An 11,854-nucleotide genomic window follows, 5' to 3' on the forward strand; every position below is an offset into this window, starting at 1 on the left:
CGCGCCACGTGATCGCCGATGCGGGCGGCGGGTCAGCGCAGGACGGTGACCTCGACCCGCTGGAACTCCTTGACCTCGGTGTACCCGGTGGTGGACATGGCACGGCGCAGCGCACCGACGAGGTTCATGGAGCCGTCGGCACGGTACGACGGGCCGCCCAGGATCTCCGTCAGCGGCCCGATGGTGCCCACCTGGACCCGCTCGCCGCGCGGCAGCTCGGGGTGGTGGGCCTCGGAACCCCAGTGCCAGCCGCGGCCGGGTGCCTCGGCGGCCTGCGCCAGCGGCGAGCCCACCATGACGGCGTCCGCGCCGCAGGCGATGGCCTTGGCGATGTCGCCGGAGCGGCCGATGGAGCCGTCGGCGATGACGTGCACGTACCGGCCGCCGGACTCGTCGAGGTAGTCGCGCCGGGCGGCGGCGACGTCGGCCACGGCCGTCGCCATGGGCACCGTGACACCGAGCACCGAGCGGGTGGTGTGCGACGACCCGCCGCCGAACCCGACCAGCACCCCGGCCGCACCGGTGCGCATCAGGTGCAGAGCCGCCTGGTAGGTCGCGCAACCGCCCACGATGACCGGCACGTCGAGCTCGTAGATGAACTGCTTGAGGTTGAGCGGTTCGGCCCGGCCGGAGACGTGCTCGGCGGAAACCGTGGTGCCGCGGATGACCATGATGTCGACACCGGCGTCGAGGACGGCCTGGTGGTAGCGCTTCACCCGGGGCGGCGACAACGCGCCAGCCACCGTCACGCCGGCCTCGCGGATCTCGCGCAGCCGGTCCCCGATGAGCTCCTCACGCACCGGAGCGGCGTAGATCTCCTGCAGCCGGTTGAGAGCCTTGCCCTCCTCGAGGCCGCTGATCTCCTCGAGCAGCGGCTCGGGGTCCTCGTAACGGGTCCACAGGCCTTCGAGGTCGAGCACACCCAGACCGCCGGCCTGTCCCAGCGCGATGGCCATGGCCGGCGACATGACGGAGTCCATGGGCGCGGCCACGAGCGGGATCTCGAACCGGTAGGCGTCGATCTGCCAGTGCGTCGACACCTCCTCGGGGTCGCGGGTGCGACGCGACGGCACGATGGCCACGTCGTCGAAGGCATACGCTTGGCGGCCACGCTTGCCGCGGCCGATCTCGATCTCCGCCACCCGCACAGGCTATCGGACGGTGGGTTTCACCGGCGCGAGGCGTAGTTCGGAGCCTCGACCGTCATCTGGATGTCGTGCGGGTGCGACTCCTTGAGCCCGGCCGAGGTGATGCGGACGAACCGGCCGCGCTCCTTCAGCTCCGGGACGGTGCGCGCGCCGGTGTAGAACATGGACTGCCGCAGCCCACCGATGAGCTGGTGGGTCACGCTGGCCAGCGGGCCCCGGAACGGCACCTGCCCCTCGACGCCCTCGGGGATGAGCTGGTCGTCGCTTGCGACATCGGCCTGGAAGTACCGGTCGCGCGACCCGGTGGTCTCGGCGCCCCGCTTGCGCAACGCACCCAGCGACCCCATGCCGCGGTAGGACTTGAACTGCTTGCCGTTGATGAAGATGAGCTCGCCCGGGCTCTCGGCGACGCCGGCCAGCAGCGAGCCGAGCATGACGGTGTCGGCGCCGGCCACGAGCGCCTTCGCGATGTCGCCGGAGTACTGCAGCCCGCCGTCGCCGATGACCGGGATGCCGGCCGGCTTGGCCGCCCGTGACGCCTCGTGGATGGCGGTGACCTGCGGGACGCCGACCCCGGCCACCACGCGCGTGGTGCAGATGGACCCCGGCCCGATGCCGACCTTGATGCCGTCGGCACCGGCGTCGACCAGCGCCTGCGCGCCGGCGCGAGAAGCGACGTTGCCGCCGACGATGTCGACGTGCGCGGCCGCGGGGTCGGCCTTGAGCTTGCTGACCATCTCCAGCAGCAGGCTGGTGTGACCGTGTGCGGTGTCGACGACCAGGACGTCGACGCCGGCCTCGACGAGCGTCATGGCCCGTTCCCACGCGTCGCCGAAGAACCCGACGGCGGCCGCGGCCACCAGCCGGCCCTCGGCGTCCTTGGTGGCGTTGGGGAACTCCTCGGACTTCACGAAGTCCTTGACCGTGATGAGGCCCTTGAGCCGGCCGGCGTCGTCGACCAGCGGCAGCTTCTCGATCTTGTGCTTGGCCAGCAGCGCGAACGCGTCGTCGGACTTGATGCCCACCGGACCGGTGACCAGCGGCATGGTGGTCATGACCTCGCGGACCCGCCGCTGGTCGAACTCCGTGGTCGGGATGAAGCGGATGTCGCGGTTGGTGATGATGCCGAGCAGGACGCCGTCGTCGTCGGTGACCGGCAGACCCGAGATGCGGTACTGCCCGCACATCCGGTCCATCTGCGTCAGCGTGGCCTCAGGGCCGATGGTGACCGGGTCGGTGACCATGCCCGACTCCGACCGCTTGACGAGGTCGACCTGGTGGGCCTGGTCCTCGATGGACATGCTTCGGTGCAGCACGCCCAGGCCGCCCTGCCGGGCCATCGCGATGGCCATCCGCGACTCGGTCACGGTGTCCATGGCGCTGGACAGCATCGGGATGCTGACCGAGACGTTCCGCGACACCTTCGATCTGGTGTCGACCTCGCTGGGGATGACGTCGGACTCGCCGGGCTGCAGCAAGACATCGTCGAAGGTGAGACCGAGCGGCGCGAACAGCTCAGGCACGGCGGACTGCATGGGGTCCATGACACTTTCCTGGCTCGGAGGAGGCGGTGGCTCCATGGTATGGCCGACAGCGACCGCCGTACCACCGACTCCCGCGACGCGGCGACCGGAGACCTGCGCAGGACGCCGCGGCCTCTTCCACCTGCGCTGTCGTAGGCCTATGATCCGCTCACGGACATACGGGGGGCGTCATGATCCGTGGATCTGGGCCGAGCCTGTCACTCTTCGTGCTGGGGCCGCTGCGGGCCGAGCGGCACGCCATCGACCTGGACCTGGGCGGACGCCAGCAGCGGGCGGTGGTCGCCAGGCTGCTGCTCGCCCGAGGTGACGTCGTACCCGTCGGACAGCTCGTCCACGCGTTGTGGGGTGATCGCCCCCCGGCACGCTCGACCGGCGCCTTGCAGGCGCACATCTCGCACCTGCGGCGAGTGCTCGAGCCCGATCGTGCGGCCCGCGAACGCGACGGAGTCATCACCAGCGCCGGCCCGGGCTACGCACTGCGGATACCCGAGGATGCAGTCGATGCATGGCGGTTCGAGCGGCTGGTGGCCGACGCCGTCGGTTCGCCTGATCCGGCGGCGGCGACGCTCACACTCAGGACCGCGCTGGCACTCTGGCACGGACCGGCCCTCGCCGACTACGCCGAGGAACCCTGGGCCGAGGCCCACGCCCAGCGCCTCACGCATCTGCGCGACGTAGCCCGGGAGCAGCTCGTTGCGGCGCGCCTGGCGTCCGGCGAGACCGCCGTGCTCATTCCGGAGATCGAGACGCTCGTCACCGAGCAGCCGCTCAGCGAGGAGCGCTGGCGGCTGCTCGCCCTGGCCTTCTACCGCGCCCATCGTCAGGCGGACGCGCTCGCCACCCTGCGTCGTGCCAGGTCCACGCTCGCCGACGAGCTGGGTGTCGACCCCGGACCCGCGCTACGGGCGCTCGAAGCCGACCTGCTGCGCCAGTCCCCCACCCTCGATGCCCGACGGCCGCCGGAGACGAAGCCGGAGCAGGTCACCGTCGCGGCACGGCCGAACCGACCGCGCGTGGACCGGTTCGACGAACTCATCGACCGCGACCGCGAGCTGGCCGAGCTGAGCGCGTGCTTCGACGAGGCGATCGCAGGACACGCCCGGCTGGTGTTGATCGAGGGCACGACGGGCATCGGCAAGAGCAGGCTGCTCGCGGAGGTCCGCCGTCTCGCCGCCGAACGTGGCGCCCGGACGCTGGCGGCACGTGGCAGCCAGATGGAGAAGGAGTACGGGTACGGCGTCGTCCGCCAGCTCTTCGAATCGGCGCTCGCCGATCCTCGGCGACGCGAGCAGGCCCTGTCCGGCGCGGCCGCGTCGGCGCGCGCCGTCTTCGACACGACCACGCCGCACCAGGAACGGCACGACAGCTCCTTCTCGGTGCTCCACGGTCTGTACAGGTTGACCGTCAACCTGTGCGCCGGCCAGCCGGTCGTACTGGCCGTCGACGACCTGCAATGGTGTGACAACGCCTCGTTGCGATTCATCGCCTACCTCGTTCGCCGGCTCGAAGGGCTGCCTCTTCTCGTCGTCGCCACGGTGCGGAAGGCCGAGAAGGAGCCGGGTATCGAGCTCCTCGACGAGCTGAGCGACGACCTCGTCGCGACACCGATCCGGCCGGGCCCCCTGACCGTGGCCGGTGTCGGTGATCTGGTGTGCCGGCGGCTCGGCGATGCGGCGGACGATCGCTTCGTGCGTGCCTGTCACGCCACCACGAACGGCAACCCGCTGCTGGTCCGGCAGGTGCTGCGTGCCCTGCAAGCCGACCGGATCCCGCCTGATGCCGCGCATACCGACACCGTGACCGCGATCGGCTCCCGCGCGGTGTCGAGCATGGTCCTGCTGCGGCTGCGGCGGCTGCCGGGCTCGCACACCGCGGTGGCCCAGGCGATCGCGGTTCTCGGCGAAGGAGCAGCCGTGCCGGCCGTCGCCGCTCTGGCCGGCCTGCCGGAAGCCGACGTGGCGGTTTCCATCGCCGCGCTGGTCCGCGCTGAGCTGGTCCGCGACGCAAACCCGCTGGGCTTCGTCCACCCGGTCATCGGAGAAGCCGTCTACCGCGACGCGTCCTCCGCCCATCGTGCGCTTCAGCACGAGCACGCAGCCAGAGTCCTCGACGCCATGGGAGCCACGCCCGAGCAACTGGCCGCACACCTGCTGAAGGTGCCGAACCGGGGCGACGCGTGGGTCGTCGACGTCCTGCGCCGGGCGGCTTCGGAGGCCGCCGAACGGGGCGCACCGGACAGCGCCACGGCCTATCTCGTCCGAGCATTGGCCGAACCGCCCGGGCGGGACACGAAGCCACACGTGCTCCTGGAGCTCGGCCGGTTCCAGGCCATGCACGACGGTGCCGGCGCCGTCGGTCCGCTCGAACAGGCCTATGCGACGCTGGAAGATCCCGAGGCGCGGGCAGCCGTCGCGCAGACCCTGACCCGTGCTCTCGTCTTCGTCGGCCCGGCTGGACGGCCGACCTCCTTCGCTCTGCGAGCCGAGGCCGCCCTGCCACCCGAGCTCGCCGACGCGCGACAGGGTCTCGTGGCACTGCGGAGGATCTCGGGCTTCATGCACGGCCTCGACCGTCGCGCCTACGCGATGGAGCAGCCGAGGCCGGCCGGCGACGGGCCGGGAGCCCGGATGCTCGCGGCGGATCTCGCCTGGGAGACGCTGATCGCCGGCGACGACCGTTCGCGCGCGACAGAGCTCGCCCGGTTCGCACTCGCCGACGGTGTCCTGCTCGACCACGACGCCGGACTGACGTGGATCCTCGCGGCGATCGTCCAGGACATGTCCGAGGCGGGCGGGACCCACGTCTGGGACGAAGCCCTCGCGGTCGCACACGCTCGAGGCTCGGTCTTCGACGCCCTGGCGGCCCGACTGTGGCGCGGCTTCCTGCTCTGGCAGCAGGGCGACCTGCGTGAGGCCTATGACTCGTTCGTGTTCAGCACCGAACAGAGCCGTGTGTGGGGGTCGTCCATCGGGCTCCCGTACAGCGAGACGTTCATGGTGGGTGTCGTCCTGGACCTCGGGGACGTGACGGCGGCGCGAGTCCTTCTCGAGCGGATCCGTGACCATCCTCGCGTCGGCGACGGGCTACGCCTGTTCGCCGAGGCCGAGGCCGCCGTGCTGCTCGCCGAGGGCCGCGATGCCGAGGCCCTCGGCGTGCTCGACAGGTCAGCCCACCTGATGCCGAGCGTGGTGAATCCGGTGTGGCGGCGATCCCGCGCTCTTTGTGCCAGGGCGCTGGCCGGGCTCGGCCGGACCGCCGAGGCCGAGGCACTCATGGAGGACGAGCTGACGCGAGCGCGACGGTGGGGCACGCGGCGGCTGATCGGCACGACGCTGCGGCTGCTGGGCGAGGTGCGCGGCGGTGCGGGCGTGCCCGCCCTACGCGAGGCCGTGTCCGTGCTCGCCGCGTCCGATGCACGGATGGAGCTCGCCCGAGCGCGTCTCTCCCTCGCCACAGCGCTCGGGTCGTCCGCGGAAACCGTCCCGCTGCTGGCTTCCGCCCCCTCCGTCACGCCGGCGGAATCGGGTGGTTGGCCACCACCAAGCCCCCGGGATCGACGGCCGCCCGGACGGCTCGTAGCCGCGGCCATGCCGCCTCGTCATACGCCCGCTGCGCGTCGGACGGGGTCTCGGTGAAGTTGAGGTAGGTCGCTCCGCTCGCGTACGGCGACATCGCGGCCATCAGGTTGCCCGCGTCGATCGTGCCCTGGGCCGCCTGCTCGGGTGTCGCCGCGATGGTGACCCCGAACAGGAGAAACCGGCCGTCGAGCATCGGCAATGCACCTGCGCCCGGGTGCGGCCGGGACAACGCACCGCCGAGTTGCCGGAGCTCGGCCATGAGGAGCGTCGAGCCGGAGTCCGGTCCCGCGGCGGCGAGAAAGGCGTCGACGCCCGCAGCGGGCAGTTCGGCCAGCATCGAACTGTCCGAAACAGCCGGGGTGGGTCCTTCCGGATCCATGTGCAGTCGCACCAGCGACGCGGACGGCACGGTCGCGAACGTGTCCAGCTCCGGTCCGAGCGCGCGCAGCGGCTCGAGGATCGCGGCGGCGCGCGCGTCGTCCGCGAGCACGGCGCCGTTGATCATGGCGAGCTGCCTGCCCCTGACCGGCTCCGGGATCTCGGGGAACGGCGGCAACTGCAGGATGCGGAACGACGTCGTGACGGCGTCCGGCGCCTCGGCGGCCCACTCCGCCCACCGGGGCAGCACACGCGCGGCCTGCGTCCAGTCGAACACGAGCATGCCCGCGTACGCGGCGGCGATGGGATAGAGCCGGAACTCCAGCGCGGTGACGATGCCGAAGTTCCCGCCGCCGCCGCGAAGCGCCCAGAACAGCTCGGTCTCGTGGTCGGCGTCGGCACGTAGGTGGGACCCGTCCGCTGTCACCAGCTCGACCGCCGTGACGCTGTTGGCCTGCAGGCCCAGTTCGCGTGCGTACCACCCGAGCCCGCCGCCCAGGGAGTACCCGACGATGCCGACATCGGGCGAGGAGCCGTGCAGCGACGCCAGGCCGTACGGCGCGGTGGCGTCGACCGCGTCGAGCCACAGGGCACCCGCGGACACCCGGGCGGTCCGGGCGTCGGCGTCGACCTCCACTCCGGTCATCCCGGCCGTGCGCAGCAGGACGACGTCATCCAGGTCGCCGGTGAGCGCGCCGGCGTTGTGGCCGGTACCCTGCGGCGCCACCCGCAGGCCGGCGGCGGCCGCTGCCCGGACGACCGACGCCACCTCGGACGCGTCGGCCGGGTAGGCCACGGCGGCCGGCCGCTGCTGGACGGCGACGTTCCACGGCATGCGAGCGGCGTCGTAGCCGGGATCGCCGGGCAGATGCACGGCTCCGCCACACGAGTCGCGCAGTGCCGACGCGTCGGTGAGCTTGGGAAGGGTCGAGTCGGAAGTCATGGAGTCCCCCTGGTACGTCGTAGGCCGGCTCCACCATCGACCCCTCCCCTTGGCGGCTACTTGCGACCGACTTGCCGGCGGTGCCGGGTCACCACCGGTGGGCGACGTCGATCACCAGGCGCGACCCGCCGCCGGGCCCGTCCAGCGTGAACACCCGGAAAGGCAGCCGCGCGCGCACGCCGAGCCCGATGGTCGTCCGGCCCTCGAAGCTCCCGGCCCAGGCGACCTGCCGGAAGGTGCGCCAGCCGGACACGGAGACGAGCTCGCGCCGGTCGGCGGGGCGGTACGTCGCGTTGCCGGCGTTGTCGTGGGCCGGCGCGATCGCGACCACTTCCAGGAACGCGCCGCCACGCAACAGCACCGGGCGGCCCGACCCGTCCATCGTGACCGCCCGGACGTAGCGGACGGCGTAACCGTCGGCGTCGCCGGCGAAGTCGAGGACGAGACGGTCGAAGCAGGCGTGCCGGCCCGCCCGGACGTCGGAGAGCGGCGCGGTCTCGGTCGCGCTCGCACGTTCCGGCAGCGACCCCCAGCGAATGCCGCAGTACGGTGCGGCCGAGGCGGCCGGAGCGGTCAAGAACGCGACCCCGGCGGTCAGTAGTGCGATGACGATGGCGATGGTTCGTCTCATGACGCCCCCCTTGTGCCCGTTGGTGATGACAAGGACGCCCGACCGGGCACTCGGGTTGACACATCAGCCGAAACGTTATAAATAGGGCCGCCGCTACGCAGGCTCGCGTAGCCGCGAATACGCAGCAGGGCCGACGACGGCGACGACCGGGGCCCGCGAGGCTGACGGCATGACGATCACCACACGCACTGAGAAGCGCGCGGGCGCTCCGGACTCCCGCCGGCCGTGGCGGTTGAGCGGCCGGCTGCGCAAGGGCGTCCTCGTCGTACACATCCTGGCGGCGGGCGCATGGGTCGGAATCGACGTCGTCATGGGCGTCTTCGTCTTCACGGCGCTGGCCAGCGACTCCGACCAGACGAAGGCGCTGAGCTATCAGGCGCTGGAGGTGTTCGCCGTCTGGCCGATGACGATCGCCGGGATGCTTTGCCTGGCCAGCGGGATCGTGCTGGGCCTGGGCAGCAAGTACGGGCTGGTGCGGTACTGGTGGGTGGCGCTGAAGCTGATGTTGAACGTGCTGCTGTCGACCCTGGTGCTGGTGGCGCTGCGGCCGGGCGTGCAGGAGGCGGCGGAGCAGGGCCGGCGGCTGGCGGCAGGCGAGCCGGTGTCGGTGCAGGCGAGCGACCTGGCGTTCCCGCCGATCGTCTCGCCGACGCTGCTGGTGGTGGCGTTCCTGCTGTCGGTCTACAAGCCCTGGGGCCGCATCCGCCGGTCGCCGCGATGAGCAGCGGTCACTCCGCCGCTGACTGGTCGAAGACGTGCATGACGTTGCCGGCCGGGTCGGCGAACGTCGCCGTCTGACCGCCGGGCATGTCGATCGCCTCGCCCAGCCAGCGCAGCTCAGAGCGTTCCTTCATGAACGCCCGGACGTCGTCGACCTCGTAGAACGGGCCGGACTGCCACCGTTCGTCCGCGTCGACCGGCACGTCGAGCATCAGCTGGACGTCGGTGCCGGGCAGGGCGAACGCGACGGTGGACTCGCCTTCCCGCCAGGCCTCGTCGAGGCCGAGCTGGTCGCGGTAGAAGGCCAGCGCGGGAGCCAGCTCGGGCACGGAGACATAGAGATACGTGAGCTTCATGCGCACAACGTAACCTCGTTACGGAATACCGTCAACGTGTTACGCTGCAGGCATGCCAGAGTGGGTTCCGGTCCCGGGTTCGGCGAAGGCCCGCCTCATCGAGGCCGCCCTGCACGAGTTCGAGCAGGCGGGCTACGCGGCAGTCGCCGTCACCGACCTCGCGGCGAAGGCGGGCGTCACCACCGGGTCGCTGTACCACCACTTCGGCTCGAAGCTGGGCCTCTACACAGTCGTCCGCGACGACGTCGAGAAGCGCATCACCGACCGCATGGAAGGCGCAGCCGCCGCGGTCGGCGGCACCGGCCGAACGGCCGTCCGGGCAGCCGTCCTGGTCGCGTTCGACGCCGCGGCCCGGTTCGGCACCTGCCGGCTGCTCGGCGAGACCACAGCGGCCGACCGCCCCGATCCCATCCGGCTGACGCTGGAGGCGCTGCTCCCCGACGACGCCGGCACCGCCGCCGTCGTGCTGGCCGCGGCCTGGCGAGCCGCGCTGCTGGAGACCGCCGGCGGCGCACCGGCCGCCGCGGGCCGCCGAGCCCTCGAGTTCCTGCTCAGCGGCTGAGGCGGCCCAGGCGCTCGACGGCCTCCTGCAGGACCTCGTCGCGCTTGCAGAAGGCGAACCGGACCAGCGACCGGGCGGCGTCGGGGTCGTCGTGGAATGCCGAGACCGGGACGGCGGCGACCCCGGCCAGCTCCGGCAGCCGCTGGCACAGCTCGACGCCGTCGTCGAAGCCGAGCGGTACCGCGTCGGCGACGACGAAGTACGTGCCGCGCGGCACCGACACCTCGAAGCCGGCCGCCCGCAGCCCGTCGCACAAGAGGTCGCGCTTGGCCCGCAGGTCACCGGCGAGCGTCCGGTAGAAGTCGTCGCCCAGACCCAGGCCCACCGCCACCGCGGGCTGGAAAGGCCCGGCGTTGACGAACGTCAGGAACTGCTTCACCGCCCGGACGGCCGCGACGAGCTCGGCCGGGCCGTGCAACCAGCCGACCTTCCAGCCGGTGACCGAGAACGTCTTCCCGGCCGAGGAGATGGTGATGGTCTGCTCGGCCAGGCCGGGCAGCGTGGTCATCGGGAGGTGGACGCCGTCGTCGTAGACCTGGTGCTCGTAGACCTCGTCGGTGACGACGACGGCGCCGTGCTCGCGTGCCAGCGCCCCGATCAGCTCGAGCTCGGTGCGGTCGAACACCTTGCCTGTCGGATTGTGCGGCGTGTTGACCAGGACCACTCGGGTCCGCGGGCCGAACGCGGCCCGTAGCTCCGCCTCGTCGAGGGCGAAGCCGGGCCAGCGCAGCGTCACGGTCTTGCGGACGGCGCCGGCCAGCGCGATGGACGCGGCGTAGGAGTCGTAGACGGGGTCGAAGGTGACGACCTCGTCGCCGGGCTCGCACAACGCCAGGATGGTGGCCGCGATGGCCTCGGTCGCGCCGGCCGTGACCAGCACCTCGGCGTCGGGGTCGACGTCGAGGCCGTAGAAGCGCTTCTGATGCTGGGCCACCGCTTCGCGCAGCACCGGGACGCCGGGGCCGGGCGGGTACTGGTTCTGACCGCCGTGGATGGCCTCGCTGGCCGCGTCGAGCAGTTCGCGCGGTCCGTCGGTGTCGGGGAAGCCCTGCCCGAGGTTGATGGCACCGGTCCGGGTGGCCAGCGCGGTGATCTCGGCGAAGATCGTGGACGTGAACGGGCGCATCCGCTCTACGAGGGCTGGTCGGCGTGGTGGCACGGGTTCACGGTAGCTCACGGCCGTGCCGCACAATGGTGGGTGACATCCCGCGAGGAGGACACCGTGAGCCGCTTGACCGTGTGGAACGACACCGACCCCAGTACCCCCGTGCTCGACACCACCGACGCGGCCGCGATCACCGCCGAACTGGCCGCCCTGGGCGCCCGGTTCAGCCGCTGGGAGATCCAGGAGCTGCCCGACGACCCCACCCAGGACGACGTGCTGGCTGCGTACCGTTCCGAGATCGACGACGTCATCGCCAAGGAGAAGTACACGCTGGTCGACGTGCTGCGGCTGGACCCGGCGCAGGACGACTACGACGAGAAGGCCCCGGCCGCCCGGCAGAAGTTCCTGCAGGAGCACCAGCACGACGACGACGAGGACCGCTTCTTCGCCTACGGCTCCGGCATCTTCTACCTGCACGCGGGCGGCAAGGTGTTCGCCGCGTTCTGCGAGGCCGGGGACCTCATCTCCGTCCCGGCCAACACCACGCACTGGTTCGACATGGGTACGAACCCCGAGTACATCTCGGTGCGCTTCTTCCACGACGAGGACGGCTGGGTCGGCGACTTCACCGGCAGCGACATCTCCAGCCGGTTCCCCACCTACGACGAGATCGCCGCCACCCCCGTCGGCGGCTGAACGCGGGCCATCGCGGCCGCGGATCACGAGGCATACAACACCAGGCGTTCTCCCGCCTCACCAGGCAAGCATTCCTGGTGAGGCGGGAGTAGCCATGCCGAACGTGATCAATGGGGAGCACCGGGTCAACGCGGTCATTCGGGGCGCCCACCAGAGTGTGAGACGGCGGTCTCGTATGATGGTCGCTGCCGCG

The 11,854-nt window shown here is 71.5% G+C and carries 9 protein-coding genes and 1 pseudogene; 4 read left to right on the forward strand and 6 right to left on the reverse strand.

Annotated elements, in window-relative coordinates:
- Positions 1 to 32 precede the first annotated feature (32 nt).
- Positions 33 to 1,142, reverse strand: a complete 1,110-nt coding sequence (locus tag JIAGA_RS0122655; protein ID WP_026877407.1) for a GuaB3 family IMP dehydrogenase-related protein — start codon at positions 1,140 to 1,142, stop codon at positions 33 to 35.
- Positions 1,143 to 1,168: 26 nt separating this feature from the next.
- Positions 1,169 to 2,683, reverse strand: coding sequence for an IMP dehydrogenase (guaB, locus tag JIAGA_RS0122660; protein WP_245597224.1), 1,515 nt, complete (start codon positions 2,681 to 2,683; stop codon positions 1,169 to 1,171).
- A 179-nt stretch (positions 2,684 to 2,862) separates the two neighbouring features.
- Between guaB and JIAGA_RS35805 the strand changes: the two are divergent.
- A pseudogene (locus JIAGA_RS35805) lies at positions 2,863 to 4,209 on the forward strand (AfsR/SARP family transcriptional regulator); the annotation flags it as partial.
- A 1,990-nt stretch (positions 4,210 to 6,199) separates the two neighbouring features.
- Here JIAGA_RS35805 and JIAGA_RS35810 read toward each other — a convergent pair.
- Together JIAGA_RS35810 and JIAGA_RS0122675 are read right to left on the reverse strand one after the other, a co-directional pair.
- Positions 6,200 to 7,591 carry an FAD-binding oxidoreductase gene (locus tag JIAGA_RS35810; protein ID WP_026877409.1) on the reverse strand — a complete coding sequence of 464 codons (1,392 nt, stop codon included), beginning with the start codon at positions 7,589 to 7,591 and terminating at the stop codon, positions 6,200 to 6,202.
- Positions 7,592 to 7,679: 88 nt separating this feature from the next.
- Positions 7,680 to 8,222 carry an AMIN-like domain-containing (lipo)protein gene (locus JIAGA_RS0122675; protein ID WP_026877410.1) on the reverse strand — a complete coding sequence of 181 codons (543 nt, stop codon included), beginning with the start codon at positions 8,220 to 8,222 and terminating at the stop codon, positions 7,680 to 7,682.
- 169 nt (positions 8,223 to 8,391) lie between these two features.
- On the opposite strand from JIAGA_RS0122675, the gene JIAGA_RS0122680 reads away from it, so the two are divergent.
- A complete protein-coding gene (locus tag JIAGA_RS0122680; protein WP_026877411.1) occupies positions 8,392 to 8,943 on the forward strand; it encodes a hypothetical protein in 552 nt (183 codons plus the stop codon).
- Positions 8,944 to 8,950: 7 nt separating this feature from the next.
- On the opposite strand, the gene JIAGA_RS0122685 is transcribed toward JIAGA_RS0122680, so the two are convergent.
- Positions 8,951 to 9,298, reverse strand: a complete 348-nt coding sequence (locus tag JIAGA_RS0122685; protein ID WP_026877412.1) for a VOC family protein — start codon at positions 9,296 to 9,298, stop codon at positions 8,951 to 8,953.
- A 52-nt stretch (positions 9,299 to 9,350) separates the two neighbouring features.
- Here JIAGA_RS0122685 and JIAGA_RS0122690 point away from each other — a divergent pair, with 52 nt between their 5' ends.
- A complete protein-coding gene (locus JIAGA_RS0122690) occupies positions 9,351 to 9,860 on the forward strand; it encodes a TetR/AcrR family transcriptional regulator (RefSeq protein WP_026877413.1) in 510 nt (169 codons plus the stop codon).
- Here JIAGA_RS0122690 and JIAGA_RS0122695 read toward each other — a convergent pair.
- On the reverse strand, positions 9,850 to 10,986 hold the full coding sequence (locus JIAGA_RS0122695; RefSeq protein WP_035812875.1) for a pyridoxal phosphate-dependent aminotransferase: 1,137 nt from the start codon (positions 10,984 to 10,986) through the stop codon (positions 9,850 to 9,852). The two genes, JIAGA_RS0122690 and JIAGA_RS0122695, sit on opposite strands and share 11 nt — an antisense overlap.
- A 96-nt stretch (positions 10,987 to 11,082) precedes the next feature.
- On the opposite strand from JIAGA_RS0122695, the gene JIAGA_RS0122700 reads away from it, so the two are divergent.
- The gene (locus JIAGA_RS0122700) at positions 11,083 to 11,661 is read left to right on the forward strand and encodes a 1,2-dihydroxy-3-keto-5-methylthiopentene dioxygenase (protein ID WP_026877415.1); all 579 of its coding nucleotides are present in this window, start codon (positions 11,083 to 11,085) and stop codon (positions 11,659 to 11,661) included.
- Positions 11,662 to 11,854 lie beyond the last annotated feature (193 nt).

It is taken from the genome of Jiangella gansuensis DSM 44835 (assembly GCF_000515395.1).
Lineage (GTDB): Bacteria > Actinomycetota > Actinomycetes > Jiangellales > Jiangellaceae > Jiangella > Jiangella gansuensis.

What these genes read in the sequence shown, in the direction of transcription:
- guaB (WP_245597224.1), bottom strand. Translation starts at nt 2,683, where the DNA reads ATGCAGTCCGCCGTGCCTGAGCTGTTCGCGCCGCTCGGTCTCACCTTC.
- JIAGA_RS35810 (WP_026877409.1), bottom strand. Translation starts at nt 7,591, where the DNA reads ATGACTTCCGACTCGACCCTTCCCAAGCTCACCGACGCGTCGGCACTG.
- JIAGA_RS0122675 (WP_026877410.1), bottom strand. Translation starts at nt 8,222, where the DNA reads ATGAGACGAACCATCGCCATCGTCATCGCACTACTGACCGCCGGGGTC.
- JIAGA_RS0122680 (WP_026877411.1), top strand. Translation starts at nt 8,392, where the DNA reads ATGACGATCACCACACGCACTGAGAAGCGCGCGGGCGCTCCGGACTCC.
- JIAGA_RS0122685 (WP_026877412.1), bottom strand. Translation starts at nt 9,298, where the DNA reads ATGAAGCTCACGTATCTCTATGTCTCCGTGCCCGAGCTGGCTCCCGCG.
- JIAGA_RS0122690 (WP_026877413.1), top strand. Translation starts at nt 9,351, where the DNA reads ATGCCAGAGTGGGTTCCGGTCCCGGGTTCGGCGAAGGCCCGCCTCATC.
- JIAGA_RS0122695 (WP_035812875.1), bottom strand. Translation starts at nt 10,986, where the DNA reads ATGCGCCCGTTCACGTCCACGATCTTCGCCGAGATCACCGCGCTGGCC.